Source organism: Streptococcus sp. 20925_1_22 (assembly GCF_041431685.1).
Classification (GTDB): domain Bacteria; phylum Bacillota; class Bacilli; order Lactobacillales; family Streptococcaceae; genus Streptococcus.
This window is the reverse complement of record NZ_JAPVYE010000002.1, coordinates 192,088-208,662: the sequence shown is the minus strand read 5'-3', so window position 1 is coordinate 208,662 and position 16,575 is coordinate 192,088. Positions and strand designations below refer to the sequence as shown.

The 16,575-nt window shown below is 40.4% G+C and carries 18 protein-coding genes; 2 read left to right on the top strand and 16 right to left on the bottom strand.

Annotation, left to right across the window (positions count from 1 at the left end; genetic code table 11):
* Window positions 1-9: 9 nt before the first annotated feature.
* The 11 genes from O3621_RS03525 to O3621_RS03475 all read right to left on the bottom strand — a co-directional run bounded on the left by O3621_RS03525 (window position 10) and on the right by O3621_RS03475 (window position 10,405).
* A complete protein-coding gene (locus O3621_RS03525; RefSeq protein WP_311153934.1) occupies window positions 10-825 on the bottom strand; it encodes a YidC/Oxa1 family membrane protein insertase in 816 nt (271 codons plus the stop codon).
* Window positions 809-1,168 carry a ribonuclease P protein component gene (gene rnpA, locus O3621_RS03520; protein WP_002928077.1) on the bottom strand — a complete coding sequence of 120 codons (360 nt, stop codon included), beginning with the start codon at window positions 1,166-1,168 and terminating at the stop codon, window positions 809-811. The genes O3621_RS03525 and rnpA overlap by 17 nt, the downstream gene beginning before the upstream one ends.
* Before the next feature lie 148 nt (window positions 1,169-1,316).
* Window positions 1,317-2,702 (bottom strand): argininosuccinate lyase, encoded by a 1,386-nt coding sequence (argH, locus tag O3621_RS03515; protein WP_314449589.1) that lies wholly within the window; start codon window positions 2,700-2,702, stop codon window positions 1,317-1,319.
* 14 nt (window positions 2,703-2,716) lie between these two features.
* Complete coding sequence (locus O3621_RS03510; protein WP_314449590.1) at window positions 2,717-3,916, bottom strand: argininosuccinate synthase; 1,200 nt, start codon at window positions 3,914-3,916, stop codon at window positions 2,717-2,719.
* Window positions 3,917-4,091: 175 nt separating this feature from the next.
* Window positions 4,092-4,715 carry a DUF6287 domain-containing protein gene (locus O3621_RS03505; RefSeq protein ID WP_314449605.1) on the bottom strand — a complete coding sequence of 208 codons (624 nt, stop codon included), beginning with the start codon at window positions 4,713-4,715 and terminating at the stop codon, window positions 4,092-4,094.
* Between the two features lie 100 nt (window positions 4,716-4,815).
* Window positions 4,816-6,273, bottom strand: coding sequence for a glutamate--tRNA ligase (gltX, locus tag O3621_RS03500; protein WP_111675226.1), 1,458 nt, complete (start codon window positions 6,271-6,273; stop codon window positions 4,816-4,818).
* Between the two features lie 106 nt (window positions 6,274-6,379).
* Window positions 6,380-7,159, bottom strand: a complete 780-nt coding sequence (locus tag O3621_RS03495; RefSeq protein WP_314449591.1) for an alpha/beta hydrolase family protein — start codon at window positions 7,157-7,159, stop codon at window positions 6,380-6,382.
* Window positions 7,160-7,233: 74 nt separating this feature from the next.
* Window positions 7,234-8,901, bottom strand: a complete 1,668-nt coding sequence (locus tag O3621_RS03490) for a ribonuclease J (RefSeq protein WP_002916602.1) — start codon at window positions 8,899-8,901, stop codon at window positions 7,234-7,236.
* Between the two features lie 264 nt (window positions 8,902-9,165).
* Window positions 9,166-9,327, bottom strand: a complete 162-nt coding sequence (locus tag O3621_RS03485) for a hypothetical protein (RefSeq protein WP_002908616.1) — start codon at window positions 9,325-9,327, stop codon at window positions 9,166-9,168.
* Window positions 9,328-9,541: 214 nt separating this feature from the next.
* Entirely contained in the window at window positions 9,542-9,682 is a 141-nt protein-coding gene (locus O3621_RS03480) for a hypothetical protein (protein ID WP_172633372.1), read from the bottom strand.
* 21 nt (window positions 9,683-9,703) lie between these two features.
* Window positions 9,704-10,405 carry a hypothetical protein gene (locus tag O3621_RS03475; protein WP_268697476.1) on the bottom strand — a complete coding sequence of 234 codons (702 nt, stop codon included), beginning with the start codon at window positions 10,403-10,405 and terminating at the stop codon, window positions 9,704-9,706.
* Between the two features lie 1,211 nt (window positions 10,406-11,616).
* On the opposite strand from O3621_RS03475, the gene O3621_RS03470 reads away from it, so the two are divergent.
* Window positions 11,617-12,675 carry a TIGR00341 family protein gene (locus O3621_RS03470; protein WP_314449592.1) on the top strand — a complete coding sequence of 353 codons (1,059 nt, stop codon included), beginning with the start codon at window positions 11,617-11,619 and terminating at the stop codon, window positions 12,673-12,675.
* Window positions 12,676-12,787: 112 nt separating this feature from the next.
* On the opposite strand, the gene O3621_RS03465 is transcribed toward O3621_RS03470, so the two are convergent.
* The 5 genes from O3621_RS03465 to O3621_RS03445 all read right to left on the bottom strand — a co-directional run bounded on the left by O3621_RS03465 (window position 12,788) and on the right by O3621_RS03445 (window position 14,734).
* Window positions 12,788-12,991 (bottom strand): CsbD family protein, encoded by a 204-nt coding sequence (locus tag O3621_RS03465; RefSeq protein ID WP_002899152.1) that lies wholly within the window; start codon window positions 12,989-12,991, stop codon window positions 12,788-12,790.
* 76 nt (window positions 12,992-13,067) lie between these two features.
* On the bottom strand, window positions 13,068-13,658 hold the full coding sequence (locus tag O3621_RS03460; RefSeq protein WP_002902153.1) for an Asp23/Gls24 family envelope stress response protein: 591 nt from the start codon (window positions 13,656-13,658) through the stop codon (window positions 13,068-13,070).
* Between the two features lie 17 nt (window positions 13,659-13,675).
* Window positions 13,676-13,846 carry a DUF2273 domain-containing protein gene (locus O3621_RS03455; RefSeq protein WP_002899156.1) on the bottom strand — a complete coding sequence of 57 codons (171 nt, stop codon included), beginning with the start codon at window positions 13,844-13,846 and terminating at the stop codon, window positions 13,676-13,678.
* Window positions 13,847-13,857: 11 nt separating this feature from the next.
* Window positions 13,858-14,439 (bottom strand): alkaline shock response membrane anchor protein AmaP, encoded by a 582-nt coding sequence (gene amaP, locus O3621_RS03450; protein WP_002893930.1) that lies wholly within the window; start codon window positions 14,437-14,439, stop codon window positions 13,858-13,860.
* Window positions 14,440-14,494: 55 nt separating this feature from the next.
* Window positions 14,495-14,734, bottom strand: coding sequence for a GlsB/YeaQ/YmgE family stress response membrane protein (locus O3621_RS03445; protein WP_314449593.1), 240 nt, complete (start codon window positions 14,732-14,734; stop codon window positions 14,495-14,497).
* A 293-nt stretch (window positions 14,735-15,027) separates the two neighbouring features.
* On the opposite strand from O3621_RS03445, the gene O3621_RS03440 reads away from it, so the two are divergent.
* Window positions 15,028-16,509 (top strand): M protein trans-acting positive regulator PRD domain-containing protein, encoded by a 1,482-nt coding sequence (locus tag O3621_RS03440; protein WP_314449594.1) that lies wholly within the window; start codon window positions 15,028-15,030, stop codon window positions 16,507-16,509.
* The last annotated feature ends 66 nt before the right edge of the window (window positions 16,510-16,575 follow it).

Genomic DNA, 16,575 nt, shown 5'->3' with positions numbered 1-16,575 from the left:
CCTTCTTACTTACTTTTTCTTTTTCTGTGCTTTTTTCAGGGCACGTTTCTTTTTCTGTTCCAATTGACGCTCTGACCGTTCCTTGGCTTCCCGCTCAGCAATTATTTTAAAAGGATTGCTCAGCAGCAAGGTCTGAACCACCTGATAAGCATTTGAGACCGCCCAGTAGAGGGCTACCCCGCTCGCCGCATAAAGGGCAAAAAAGAAAATCATCACTGGCATCAGGTACATCATGACTGTCATCCCGCCATTTCTCTCAGGCAAGGCCTTGTTTGAAAGCCACGTACTGAAGAAAGTGAAGAGAGCTGCCAACAGCGGAAGAATAAAGGTCGGATCTGTCGCTCCTAGATTGAGCCAGAGGAAGTGACCTGTTTTCATAAATTCAACCCGAGTCAGGGCTTGAAACAGAGCCAAGAGCACTGGCATCTGGATAAAGAGCGGAATGAATGAGGCATAAGGATTGACACCCTTTTCTTTGTAGAGCTTTTGAGTTTCCTCAGCCAAGGCTGTTCTGCTCTCCATATCCTTACCAGGATACTTTTCCTGCAGTTGTTTAATATGCGGCTGTACTTCCTGCAGCTTGCGTGAAGAAGTGGTCTGGAATTGGAAGACTGGCAGGAGAACTGTCCGGATAATCAAGGTAAAGAGAATAATCCCAATCCCCTTGCTTCCACCAAAGGATAGAAAACGAATGGTGTCCGCAAAGAAGTAGACCAGCTTCTCCCAGAAACCATGTGAATCGGCCGTTACTTGACTAGTTCCGCAGGCTGTGAGAAAGAGCAGCGAGGCAACCAGCAAAATCCCTAATTTACTTTTCTGTTTCACAAATGAATCCTTCCTGATAAAGTTTAGCAATTTTTAATACATGCAATAAATTTTGTTCAACTTGGTGGTAGTCCAACTCTTCCACTCCTTTGCGAGCAATAACGACGAAGTCTGCCTGGACTAACTGTTTTTGATGCTGCATCAAGACATGGCGAATTTTTCTTTTAATACGATTACGAACTACTGCATTCCCTAGCTTTTTACTGACGGAAATTCCTACTCGAAAATGCTTTTGCTCTTTTTCTAACATGTAAACGACAAATTTTCGATTAGCAAAACTCTGCCCTTTTTTAAAAATCGCATTAAAATCTTTTTCGCTCTTGACGCGATAGTTTTTTCTCAAAACTCAACTCCATCCACCAAAATTATATCTATTATACCATATTTTTCGAAAATGCCAATAAGTCCTGCTATGACGCCGTTTTTGCAAATATTTAAAAGGTCGATTCACCAAAAGAACACCGCAATTCCCTTGCGATGTTCCCTATATCTTATTTCTTTTCCAGCTGTTTCTTAGCTCTTTCCAACTCCTGACGAATCTGTGCAAATCCTGTCCCGCCAAGGGAATTCCGCTTTTGTACAGCCGTTTGTGATTCGAGCGCTTGATAAATATCTTCCTCAATCAGTGATGACACTTCTTGATAGCGGCTCAGCGGAATATCCTGTAGATAATAGCCTGCCTTGCTGCATTCCAGCACCAACTTTCCGACAATCTCATGGGCTTCCCGGAAAGGCAGTCCTTTCTTAGCCAGATAGTCAGCCAATTCTGTCGCATTGGAGAAGTCCTGCTGAGTTGAAACCAGCATTTTTTCTTTGTTTACTGTCATACTAGACAGCATACCCGCCATAATATCCAGTGACTTCTGGATGGTATCTACCGTATCGAACATGCCTTCCTTGTCTTCCTGCAGGTCCTTATTATAGGCCAAGGGCAGGGATTTCATAACCGTCAGAAGGCTGAAGAGGTGACCGTAAACCCGGCCGCTCTTACCCCGAATCAGCTCCGCCATGTCCGGATTTTTCTTTTGGGGCATGATGGAAGAGCCAGTGCTAAAGGTATCTGACAGGCTGACAAAGCCATATTCATAGCTGCACCAGTTGATCAACTCCTCGCAGAGACGAGACAGATGCATGATGAGAATGCTGCTGTTAGATAGAAACTCCAAGATAAAGTCTCGATCACTGACCGCATCCAAGGAATTGTGGTAAATGTCTTTGAAGCCCAATAAATCAGCCGTCAGCTCCCTGTCAATTGGAAACGTTGTCCCAGCTAGAGCCGCTGCTCCTAAAGGAGACAAATCGGTATGCTCCAGATTAAAGGCAAAGCGCTGACTATCACGGCTGAACATCTGATAATAGGCCAGCAGATGATGGGCAAAGCTAATCGGCTGGGCATGCTGCAGATGGGTATAGCCTGGCATGATGGTCTCTACATGCTCTTCTGCCAAGTCCAGCAACACCTGACGCAGATTCAAGAGTTTATCCGCAATCTGACCGAGCTGATCCTTGAGATAAAGGTGCATATCTGTCGCCACCTGGTCATTACGAGAGCGAGCCGTATGAAGCTTACCAGCCACTGGCCCAATCTCCTCAGTCAGAAGAGCCTCCATATTCATATGAATATCTTCATTACGTACATCAAACTCAAGCTCTCCAGCCTCATAACGCGCCAACAGCTTTTCCAAGCCTGCCTGAATAGCAGCTGCTTCCTCTGGAGCAATGATTCCTGTCTGCCCCAGCATTTTGACATGGGCTAGGCTGCCCTGCAGATCATAGGGAGCAAGACGATAGTCAAAGCCAATGCTGGCGCCAAATTCCTCTACCCAGCCTTCCAGAGAGGCTTCAAAACGTCCGCCCCACAGTTTATGATTCGCCATAGGAAAGTCCCTTTCTATTTGTCTTTGTGAGCCTGAACCTCTGCATGAACCTTAGATGGAAGCCCCCACAGCTTGATAAAGCCAATCGCGGCATCCTGGTCAAAGGTATCTGCACTGGTATAGGTAGCCAGACTTTCGTCGTAGAGAGAATTAGCAGACTTACGCGCTACGACTGTCGCAGATCCCTTATAAAGCTTCACCTTAGCTGTGCCATTGACCACCTGCTGGGTGGACTTAAGGTAGGCAATCAGGGCTTCTGTCGCTGGATTAAACCAGAGACCATTATAGATGAGATTAGACAGCTCATTTTCGATAATCGGCTTGAAATGAGCCAATTCTCTGACTAGGGTTAGATCCTCGATTTCCTTGTGGGCAGCCAAGAGAGTCACCGCCCCAGGGCATTCATAGATTTCCCGAGACTTAATCCCTACCAGACGGTTTTCCACATGATCAATCCGCCCAACACCGTGTTGTCCTGCCAAGTCATTTAGCTCAAGGATTAAGTCCGCAAGCTTCATCTTTTTGCCATCTAAAGCAACTGGCACACCCGCCTCAAAGTCAATATTTACATAGACTGGGCTGTCTGGCGCTGCTTCTGGTGCAACTGTCAAATCATAGGCGTCTTCAGGTGCTTCATTCCAAGGATTTTCTAATACTCCGCACTCATTGGCCCGCCCCCAAAGGTTTTGGTCAACTGAGTAGGGGCTGTCCAGATCTGCTGGAATTGGCACACCATTAGCTTTAGCGTAATTAATCTCTTCTTCCCGAGACCATTTCCACTCCCGAACTGGAGCGATGACCTTGAGACTGGGATCCAAGGAGGCAATGGCGACTTCAAAACGAACCTGATCGTTTCCTTTTCCGGTACAGCCATGGGCAATGGTTGTCGCCCCTGTCTTGTGGGCAATTTCAACCAATTTCTTAGAAATCAAAGGTCGGCTCAGGGCAGACACTAGAGGATATTTTCGTTCGTAGAAGGTGTGTCCTTGCAGAGCAACCAAGACGTAGTCTTCCGCAAACTCGTCTTTAACATCAATAACATGTGATTCGATAGCGCCGACTTTCAGCGCCTTATCATGAATGAAATCCAAATCATTTCCTTCACCCACGTCCATACAGACCGCGATCACATCATAATCCTTGTTCAGCCAAGTAATGGCCACTGAAGTGTCCAAGCCACCGGAATATGCTAAAATGACTTTCTCTTTAACCATATGATTACCTCTATCCTTCTACATTTTATTTTTAAACATTCTACTGTATGAAAATGCGAATGTCAAGAGGAAATTTAATATTTATTAAAATAAAAGCGTTTTATCAATTTTTATTCAAAATCAATATATTATATACTGGACTCAAAACAAGAAAAAAAGAGTCCGTCAAGACTCCTTATTTTACGCGGTAAAAAACATCGGGATGTTCGGAAACGCTTTGAGTGATGATGAAGCGATCTTGACTGGTATCAGTCGGATCTGTCCCATTGACAGTCTCCCCAGCTGGCAGACTCTTTCCTGCTGGAATGATGAGAAAGGCAGCACCGGTTTGGTTTTTCCAACGAATCCCTGCTCTGTAAATCCCATTTTCATCTGGCCCAGAGTAATCTCCTGTCTCAAGCTTGGCAACATCTGACTCAATACCTGACTCATCAAATGTATAACTGTTCCCTTTGGCATCCTGCCAAGTACCAATCATGCTGGAAAAATCCCCAGAAGCAATAGCCTTCATATCCAAACTAGAAGTCGATGCAGTCTCTTTCTCTCCTTTGCTAGCTTCCTTGGTAGAATTTTCACTTTCTGTTTCCGAATTCTGCTGAGAGCCTGTATCAGAAGTTTCCTGATTATCCGCTTGACCATCAAGTTCGCTCGAATTGGTCCCTCTTTCAGACTTTTTAGAAGATGCAGAGCTAGTCGAACTTACTTTAGAATTGTTGGAAGCAGGAGTCGCCTGCTCTTTCTTTTGATTACAGGTTACTAGCACGAGTAAGGCTAGTAATCCTCCAATCAAGATGATGATCCATTTTTCATTTTTCTCTCCTTAAAGGATTTTCTTATTACAATTGTGACATAAAAACAAAAATTTGCAAAGTAAAAACCAGCTCGAAAGCTGGTTCATCTTATTGAATTTGATTCAGCATGTTTTCGATATGCTGGATGGATTTTTCGCGTCCAAGCAAGTAAATCGTATCTGGCAGCTCTGGTCCATGCATTTCACCCGAAACGGCAATCCGAATCGGCATAAAGAGGTTTTTGCCCTTGATTCCTGTCTCTTTTTGGACAGCCTTGATCTGCGGGAAGATATTCTCCGTCACAAAATCTGCATCCGACATAGCTTCTAGCTTTTCCTTGAAAGCTGTCAACACAGTCGGTACCGTTTCACTAGCCATGACCTCACGCTCCGCATCTGTCAACTCTGGGAAGTCCGCAAAGAAGAGGTCTGTCAGCGGCACAATTTCGTCTACAGACTTCATTTGTGGTTTGTAGAGCTCTACAAGCTTTTCTGCCTTATCGGTCAAACGACCTGCTTCTTCCAAGTATGGCTTAGCCAGAGCAAAGATTGTGTCAAAATCCGCATTCTTGATGTATTCGTTGTTCATCCAGTCCAGCTTCTTCTGGTCAAAGGCAGCTGGAGACTTGCTGAGACGTTTTTCATCAAAAAGCTCGATCAATTCTTGGCGAGAGAAAATCTCATGCTCGCCGCCAGGATTCCAGCCTAGCAGTGCAATAAAGTTAAAGACGGCTTCTGGCAGGTAGCCCTTCTTGCGATAATCCTCAATAAACTGCAAGGTATTGGTATCGCGCTTAGACAGCTTCTTACCTGTTTCAGAGTTGATAATCAAGGTCATGTGCCCAAATTCTGGTGCTTCCCAGCCGAGAGCTTCATAGACCATGAGCTGCTTAGGTGTGTTGGCAATATGATCATCTCCCCGAATAACGTGAGAAATTTCCATCAGATAGTCATCAATAACCACAGCAAAGTTGTAAGTTGGATAGCCGTCTTTCTTCTGGATAACCCAGTCACCACCGATATTACCACCCTCGAACTCAATTTCGCCCTTGACCATGTCACTCCACTTGTAGACACCAGCTTCATTGACAGCCAGACGAACCGTCGGAATAATTCCCGCTGCTTCGCGCTCAGCGATATAGGCTGCCTTCTCTTCCTCTGACATGCCTAGAAACTCATTGATATAACGCGGTGTTTCACCAGCTGCTTCCTGACGTTCGCGTTCAGCAGCTAATTCTTCCTCGGTCACATAGGACTTGTAAGCCAAGCCCTTGTCCAAGAGTTCATTGACATATTTTTGGTAAATATCCAAGCGCTCAGACTGGCGGTAGTTTTCGTGAGTCTCAGGACTTTCATCCCAGTCAATACCCAGCCAGCGTAAATTTTCAAGCTGTGAGCGTTCCCCATCTTCTACATGGCGCTTGCGGTCAGTATCCTCAATACGGATGATGAAAGTTCCACCATAGTGACGAGCATAGAGGTAGTTAAAGAGCGCAGTCCGCGCATTTCCGATGTGTAAAAGTCCAGTCGGACTTGGTGCATAACGCACTCGAATCGCTTTTGTCAAAGTTCCATTCTCCTATTTGTATTCTGGGGAATCAATCCCACTCCGATTCTCAAACGTAATCATTATATCATACTCTGAGATCATAATACGACTTTACAGTCTATTTTTACGACAGGCGCTCTTCCAGCTGGAAGTCGATAGGAAGCCAAGCCAGTACATTCTCCATCTGCTTTTCCCAGTAATACCACTCATGCTTACCTGGACTGTGGCTGTAAGTAATCTCCAAGCCTAAGTCTTGCAGGTTTTTCACCGCCTCCTGATTGGCCTTATAGAGAAAATCCTCTTCGCCACACCATGCCCAAAGCTTAGTCTTTTTATCAGATTGCTTGGCTATACTCTCCAGCGAATGAGGGCTTCTGGTCCAGTCTTTATAGTCTCCAAAAACTCCTCGCCAATAGGCTGGCGTTGCCATTTCAGCATTATCTGGGCGAGCATCAAGAAAACTCAAAGCGCCAGAAAGACTAGCCGCGTATGAAAAGCGGTTAGACTTGAGAGCCAGCTTAAAGGCCCCGTATCCACCCATGGAAAGACCAGCGATAAAATTCTTTTCCCGCTTATCCGACATATTTGGGAAAAAGCGCTTGAGCACCCGAGGCAGCTCCTCAGCGATGGCTTCGTAATAGTTAAAGCCGTACTGAGTATCGGTGTACCAGCCATTGCTGGTATTAGGCATGACAACAATCAAGTTGGTCGAGCGAACCAGACGCTCAATATTTGAGCGCTTGAGCCAGCTATTGTGATTCCCGTTCATACCATGAAGCAGGTACAAAACAGGAATATCCTTATCATCCGGCTTGTCCACGCGTGCTGCATCCGGATAGAGAACATTGACACCCCATTCCATCTCCAAAGCCTCAGAATAATACTCTATTTTCATCACTGCCATTCGCATTTCTCCTTCGTATCTTCCTGACAAGAAAAAGCCGAAGCCCGACTTTTCTTGTATTTGTGTTGAGATTTTTACCGCACTTCCATAACAACCGGCAAAATAGCTGGGCGACGCTTGGTTTGGTCAAAGAGATATTTAGCCAGACTGTCACGGACAGCTCCCTTCAGCTCGCCCCAGTCAAAGCTATCCTGCGCCAGATAGTCTTCCACGGTTTTATTGATAATGTCAGAGCTTTCGCGCAAAATATCTCTGCTCTTTTTGACATAGACAAATCCTCGGGTGTGTACTTTAGCCTTGGAAATGATTTTCTTTTCCTTACGGTTAACTGTGAGTGCCACGATGAAAATACCATCTTCAGACAAGACCTTGCGGTCGCGCAGGACGATATTGCCCACGTCACCAATCGCATTCCCATCAATCATGACATCTCCTGCTGACACAGCACCAGCAGGCACAAAATCACCATGGTCATATTCCATGATGCTACCTCGCTTAGGAATGAAGATATTTTCCGGCAGCATGCCAACTTCCATGGCAGCCTTGGCATGAGCATCCAAGCCGCGGTACTCACCCTGAATCGGGAAGAGGTACTTAGGCTGCAGCAGGTTAATCATGAGCTGCAAATCACGCGCATTTGCGTGACCCGAAACCCGCAGGTTTTGGGTAATCAGCTTGACAATGCCCCCCGCCTGATAAATCATATTTTCCACGCGAGCCACGACCGCTTCCTTGGCAATAGACGGCGTAGTTACAATGTAAATCAAATCGCCTTCCTTGATTTCCACATAGCGGTGACGGCCGATCGACATCTTACGCAGACCATTGATAGGCTCGCCCATCCGGCCAGTCTCCAAGATGATCAGCTCATGGTCTTCAAACTTAGACATTTCCTTGGGCTTGATCAAAAGGCGTTCGTCCACCAAGGACAGCTTCTTGAGGCGGATAGCCGTACGAACGATGTTTTCAACATCAAAGCCAGTCAAAACCACGCGGCGGCCAGTCTCTGCCGCTGCATCAAAAACCTGCTGGATACGAGACAGGTTGCTGGCAACCGCCGCAACAATCACACGACCATCCCAGTCAGCAATCGTATCTTCGATTTCCTTGCCGACCTCGCTCTCACTAGCCACCTGAACAGTGCTGTCGGCATTGGCTGAATCACTGAGCAAGGCCAGAACACCCTCGCGGCCAATCTCAGCCAGACGGCCAAAGTCTGTCGCATAGGATGGGCTGGCAGACTGGTCAAACTTGAAATCACCTGTATAAACGATACTGCCTTTTCTGGTCTTGATGACAACTCCCAAACTCTCAGGAATCGAGTGAGTCGTCCGGAAGAAGGAAACCACTGTTTTGCCAAATTCAATCTCAGTATTTTCATCAATCACATGGAAATCGTTGAATTTCTTAACTGCATCGTTATTTTTAACAAAAAGCTTGGCCAGCTCAATCGTCAACTCTGATCCGAAAACCGGCACCTTAGCATCTGCCAGAAGATTAGGCAGAGCACCAATCGCATCCGCGTGCCCGTGCGTCAGAAAGACACCCGCAATCCGCTTCTTGTTTTCAAACAAATAGTCCATGTTGGGAACGACATAATCCACACCCAACTGTTCATTTTCTGGGTACTTCAGCCCAACATCCAATACAAAAATGGAATCATCCACTTCGGCAACGTAGAGGTTTTTACCATTTTCACGTACGCCGCCCAAAGCAATCAGTTTTATATTGCTCTTGCTCATTTTTTCTCCTATTCAATTTTCAGAATCTCACTTTTATCAAAGATTCTTTATTTTATTACTAACGGTCCTTGGCTAGCCAAGTCGAATTACAGTCTTGCAAACCTTAGGTTTGCATATCCAACCTATTATAGCATTTTTTCATGTTTTTTCAAAACAAAGAAAAATTGTTTTTCCATTGTCACTTAGAATGAAGCTATTTTTCTAACCACGAAAAAACACACCGACAGCAAAAAAGAAACAGCCGCAAACTGTCCCTTTTTAGGGTTAGGCTTTGCCAGTCAGATTAAAACGGACAAAATAAACCATTATCGCAGCTGTAACCAAGAAAGCCAGCCCGACCGTTGCCAGAGCATGAGCAGAAAAGAACAGCAGGCTAGCTATCAAGCTTAGAATCGGAAGCGCTACCTCTATAAGCAGAAACCTCATTGAAAATCTACGTTCTAGCTTATTACAAGTAGTGTAGGACAGACAGGGGGGAGAAATTTTCATTACCGAAATGCTCGGAAAGCCCAATCAACTTCTACCCAAAAGTGATAATGTCCAAAAGAAACAGCCGCTCAATCAAATGAGGAAAATCGATAGGGCTGAGATCAACCGAGACAAAACTGTGATTGGGATTACTGAGAAAGCCGGGCAGGATTTAGGTCGTCAAAATTCCAATCACTGCTACCCAAAGACCGATATGGCAAGGAAAGATCAGAGGCAGAAAGAGGCAGGCCGTACAAATGACATAGTCGGATTCATAGTCAAACAGTTGGTGGCGGCATTTTTCTTTTTTCATATTCATACTCTTTCATAAATCCTAAAAACGATTCACCCATATAGCCAAGCGCTGGTAGAAAAAGAGCCAGCAGTCTGCAAGAAAATTAAGGCCCAGCACAATGTAGAGGCCGCGAAGATTTTCCTTAGCATAGACCGCGCTAGCGTAAATCAGTTCCTGACCACCTAAGTGATAATTCAACAAGTCCATCTCTTCTAAATAAATAAGCTTACTCCAAAATTCACTGCCTAGATAAATTAACAGAATATAATTTGCTACTCTGATTACTGGATACAGATATGATGCCAAATAGTAATGTGCATGCTTTTGAAGATGCCAGCGTCTCAGCCATTCTCGTCTATCAAGCTGAGGTCCTGCAAGAATAAAAGTGAGGACGGCCGCTGTCTCTACAACATCTTTGAAGGGGTAGAAGCTCCGTTTGAGAATAGGCTCAAAAGAATCAATACCTGTAATCCCGTAGCTTTTAATCACTAAACTATCCAAGAATTGATAATTGAAGATAATGAATAACATTAAAAATAATATTAAAAACAAGAAAAAGAAATAACCTTTTTTCCACCTTAAAAATCTTTTATACTTCCGACTCCGCCGAATCATCTGCAGCTTGAAATTGGGATTATTCGGTATATTCTCCGCAATAGGCTCACCGCAGGCCGGGCAGATGACATAGTCGGCCTCATAGTCAAACAGCTGGTGCCGACATTTTTCTTTTTTCAGCTTCATTTTCTCTTTACCTTTCCAAAAACCCGAATATCAAGCTGTATGATATTCGGGTTTCTCACCTTTTATTGGCTCACATGGTCTTGCAAATTGCTTATCACCAGTCAACACCATAGTATCGGAGCATCCGCTTGCTGACCCGCATGCCATTGTACTGAATCAGCGAAATCCAGCGGTATTTGTCAATCAAATCTTTAGACACCATTCTGCCACTATTCCGCAAAGACAATCTGACTTGGCAAGACACTGTTCAAGGAGAAAAACAGAAGCAAAAGATACACTTGAACTTTTCTTATAATCGGCATAATCATACCCTCCTAACTGCTAATTGTTTTCCAATCATCATCCCTAATATAAATATACAATGAAAACCCTTTCCCGTCAACGGTATCTTATACTTGCAAAGTACAAGAAAACAGGCCCCAGAGGGCTCTCACCCCAGATACACGGCATGCCAATCGTAGCAAAAAAACGACCTCTAGCTTTACTCGGCTAGAGGTCTGGTTTACTTCGCTGGTATGAGAGCAATCAGTTCATCCAAGGTGTAACTGAATAACAATTTTTTATTTATTGTTTTTACTATTTTTTATAAACTTTTAATTCCTTCAACCGCTAATGATTTTCTTTTTATCTTAGCATTTGGAATCTCTATAACATAATAAAGCACTATTGATTGAATTCTCGAAGTTTGAAAACCATCTAAAAGCTTCTACTTTCTATACTATCGTTACAATCAGGCAAGCTAAGCAGGCCTGTCTGACAATTCAACCAATATGTCAAGTAAAGCAACTACTTATGTATTACAAACAACTATACCAACAAAGTAAACTTAAAAGCGAATGAATTTGGTTTCCTTTCTTTCTATTTCTTTAACTCTATTATAGTACTCTATCCCGAATTTTGCAAGCGTTTACACATTAAAAATGCAAAAATATTTTAAGTTTTTTGTAAAAGTAGTTACACAAAGAAAAAAGGCTGTCAAACTAGATGCTGTTTTGTTATTCGATTAATAATTCAGTATGTGTTGCTTCTTTAATCCAGTAAGAATGTTAAGAAACCTCTTCTCAGAAATTAGATTCTAATTGTAATTTTTTATGTTAAAATAAATTGCGGTTGTATACTTTTTCCGGTATTTTATTTGGAATATCACTTATTTCATTCATTGCTTCGCATGAATTTATAATTTAGAGAACTTTAATAAGGGGAATACTATTATGAGAAAAATTTTAAAAGAGGATAAACTTTATTCTTTAGTTGAATTCAGAGATAAGCTCTACGATGATTTAGATTTATCAAGAAGCGATTTAGCTACTTTGTTTTGTGCAATGTTGATTGCATCTATTGGCTTAAACATGGATTCCACTCCAGTTATCATTGGGGCAATGTTGATTTCTCCATTAATGACACCTATTATTGGAATTGGTTTTTCATTAGCAATACTAGATATGAAACTGCTCAGAAAGTCGTTTAAAATTCTTTCTATTCAAGTTTTCTTAAGCCTCTTAGCATCTATGATTTATTTTTTTATTTCTCCAATTTCTTATGCAAGTTCAGAAATTATTTCCAGAACTTCACCAACAATTTGGGATATAGTTATAGCTTTTGTGGGTGGGGTAGCTGGAGTTATTGGAGCACGAAAAAAAGAAGCAAATAACATTGTACCTGGAGTAGCTATCGCAACAGCTCTTATGCCCCCAGTATGTACTGTCGGCTATGCTATAGCAACGGGAAACTTTAAGTTTATGTTAGGAGCATCCTACTTATTTTTCATTAACTGTAGTTTTATTATGCTTGCTACATACATAGGGACGAACTTAACTATGGTAAAAAATCATTACATTAAAAACAATCAAGAAGCCTATAAAATGCGAAAAATATTAATTCTAGTTTCGCTGATTCTTATTATTCCAAGTTTGGTTTCAGCGACTACCTTAGTGAGAGAGACCTTAATCAATGAATCTATAAATAAATACTTATCTGATCAGTTTAAAGACAACACAATCCTACAAAAGAACTATGATAAAGAAGATAATACTTTAAAGTTAACTATTTCAGGGAACTATCTTTCAGATGAGGAATTGAAAGAAATTCTTAGTAAACAAAACGATTATGGTTTGAAAAATATTTCAATTCAAATTTCACAATTATCTAATGATCGATTGACTGAAAAAGACATAGTCGAGTATATTATTCAATATAAAAATGACCATGAACTTCAAAAAATTGATGAGGAGAAGGAGAAGAAAGAAACTCCAACTAAAAACAAGGAATAAGAACAATTTTCCTAGCCAAATACACAAAAAAGAGAGAACAGGATTAAATGTTCTCTCTTTTTAGTTACTATAGCTAACAAAGACTTTTTATAAGGAAAATCAACTATTGGTTTTATTTATCGTCTTTTTTAACCATATTTTTAACGCCTTCGATTGCGCCTTCAACAGCATCTTTGGCATCTACTGCAACTTCTTTAACTTTAGAAACTACTTTTTCAGCAGCTCCTTCTTTTTCTGTTTTTTTATCACCAGTTAATTTGCCTAGTCCTTCTTTAACAGAACCTTTAGCTTGGTTGAATTTTTCTTCTGTAGACATATTTGATACCTCCGTTATTAGTTTCCATTTTTAAAGCAATGAGAGAATATAAGAATTCCTAATCTTAGTTAGAAAATTAACGAACGCGAGCTTTTTCATTTGATGCAGCGTCTTTAACAGCCTCTACACCATCGCCAACTTTTTCTTGAACAGCTGAGAAACCACCGCTAATGCCAGATTTTGCTTTTTCGAATTGCTCTGAAGCAAATTCGCCTGTTGATTCAGCAACATCTGTCACTCGGTCTTGAAGGCTTACTGAATCCGCTTCGTGTTGTTCTTTCGTTTTAATATCAACAACATTGACATTTACTTCAACAACTTCCAAATCAGTCATCTTAGAAACTTCTTCTGCAACGACTTTCTTGATTTCTTTGTATAAAGCAGGAACATTCTTTTGATATTCCGCAACCACATTCAAGTCAACAGCTACTTGTTCTTTACCAACTTCAACATTGACACCATGAGTGACATTGTCAGAGTTGACCAATTTATCTTTTATGTTAGAGAAGAAGCCACCGTCAACAGCCAGCAAACCTGAAACTTTCTCTAAAGAGAGACCGATAATTTTTTGAATGACCTTATCATCGTAAGTCAATTCACCTTTTACTTCGTGAGCTGCTTGAGCAACTTCTTTTTTAGCAACATCTTTAACATCTTTATTTGACATGTTAAACTCCTTTATTCTTATTTAAATATATTTTTGTTTTGAATATAATATCCAATTCCTGCCCCTAGAGTAGCGCAAATCAAGACAAATAGAGTCTTAAAGAAGCCAAAGGATAGGATAAAACACGCTAGAATAATGCCTGCTAATCCAGACAAGATTGGATATTGATATTTTTTAAACCATTCCATTTTTTACTTCCTTACTTTACACGGCTAGTAGTTTTTTTAGCCGCTTCTTTTGGCTTGAAGTCTGAGACAGAGATTTTAAGCTTGACATTATGATTGATTCCGAAGAATTCTGTCAATCCAGACGCGATTTCTTCTTGAATCAACTGACTTCTCTTGATGATGTTTTCCGAAGGAACGATTGCCCCTTTAACGGAAACCATGCATTTGTTTTTACGGCTATTTACTGAAACTGTAGGATCTTTAATTAAACCGTGTTCTGTTAACAGACTACGAACAAACCCTTCAATCGCTGAATTTTTCAGCATCAGTTTCCCATCCGCATCAGCTAGCTGAATTTCCAAACGTCTCTTAGGATAAAAAGCTATCACTAACATCAGTAGTAAGATTAAGCTTGCTAAAACCACAGTGCCCCAGAAAACATACCTAGAAAGATAGTAGCCCACGAAAGGAATCTGCTTCCAAGTGAATAACTTCCAGCTAAATAACTGGAGCCCCAGACCGCTGACTTTATGAAAGTCTAGCAAAACAGGAATCAAAATTGTCAAGATTAAAATACAGAAAATAAGGGAAAGTATTTTTCTTGATTTTGACATATTGAATCCTCACATCATTAAATTTTAAATTGTATTTTGAATATAAAAAGAAAAATTACGCCTTTTTACCCAAAATAAATGATACAACAGCTACTACAATAACTGCGCCAATTATAGAAGGAATCAGAGCCATACCAGCCAAACTAGGACCCCAAGCTCCCAAAAGTGACTGACCGACAGCAGAACCAACTAAACCTGCAACAACGTTTGCAATAACACCCATTGAACCGCCTTTTTTAGTGATTGATCCAGCAATAAGACCAATAACTCCTCCAACAATAATAGACCAAAGCATATTGATTCTCCTTTCTAATTTTTTCTAAATCAAAATTGTTTAATAATATTTTTTACTATTATTTTTTGATTAATATAATTATATAATTTTCCAACTTGGAAACATAATAATTCAACTTGGTTTTCTTTCTGTTTATCTGTACTATAGATACGCAAAAATAAGAATTCCTTGTTCTATAGGCTTTTATCAGCATTTTTAGATATATTTTAGAGTTGTTAAACGAGGTTAAATGCACAAAATATGGTATAATTGCCTGATAATAAAAACACTATATAAAGAAAGATAATATTTTAATGCGAGAATTACTATCTAAAAAGAGCCACAGACAATTAGAACTATTAGAACTACTATTTAAAAACAAACGCTGGTTTCATATTTCTGAGCTAGCTGAACTATTGAATTGTACAGAACGTTCAGTAAAAGATGATTTATCCCATGTCAAGTCTGCGTTTCCTGAATTGATTTTTCACTCTTCTACTAATGGCATACGTATCATTAATACCGATGATAGTGATATTGAGATGGTCTATCACCATTTTTTTAAGCATTCAACTCATTTTTCAATTTTAGAATTCATCTTCTTTAACGAGGGATATGAAACCGAGAGTCTTTGTAAAGAGTTTTATATAAGTTCTTCCTCACTCTATCGTATAATCAGTCACATTAACAAAATTATAAAAAAACAATATAATTTTAAAATTAGTCTCAATCCAGCTCGGATTATTGGAGATGAGATTGATATCCGTTATTTTTTTGCACAATATTTTTTGGAAAAATATTATTTTCTTGAATGGCCCTTTGCAGATTTTTCAGTAGAACCTTTGTGTAAGCTGTTAGAACTTGTCTATAAAGAAACTGCATTTCCTGTCAATTTCGCAACTCAAAGAATGTTAAAATTACTCCTCGTTACGAATTTATACCGAATAAAGTTTGGTCATTTCTTGGAAGTTGAGAAAGATTCTTTTAACAATCAATTGTTAGAATCTTTCATGCAGGCAGAAAGAATCGAAGACATTGTAGCGAGCTTTGATTCTGAATACCATATCTCTTTGAATGAAGAAGTGATAGGTCAACTATTTGTCTCCTATTTTCAAAAAATGTTTTTCATTGATGAAAATCTATTTATGAGCTGCGCAAAAACAGATAGCTATGTAAAAAATTCGTATCAATTATTAAGTGATTTAATTGATCAGATAGAAAGCAATTATAATCTAAAAATAGACAATAAGGACAATCTTATTTGGCATTTGCATAATACAGCACATCTGCACCGTCAGGAACTATCTACAGAATTTATTCTGTTTGACCAAAAAGGTAATACAATCAAGAACTTTCAAAATATTTTCCCTCAATTTGTTTCAGATATTAAAAAAGGGATTGAACATTACCTAGAGACTTTGGATATCCATAGCACACCAATGAAAGTCAACCATCTATCCTATACTTTTATCACTCATAGCAGACATTTAGTGCTGAATCTTTTACAAAATCAGCCTAAATTAAAAGTTTTAGTCATGAGCAATTTTGATCAGTATCATGCAAGATCGGTAGCAGAGACACTTTCTTATTATTGCAGTAACAATTTTGAACTTGAAGTTTGGAATAAATTAGAACTATCAATCGATTCTTTAAAAGAATCACCTTACGATATCATCATTTCTAATTTTATTATTCCACCCATTGAGAACAAGAGACTGATCTATTCCAATAATATTAATACGGTCGCACTCATCTCCTTACTTAACGCAATGATGTTTATTCGCTTAGATGAGTAATTTAGACTATTTTTATAACAAAAAACCGCAATCTAGCGGTTTTTATTCATTTATGAGGGCAATTTG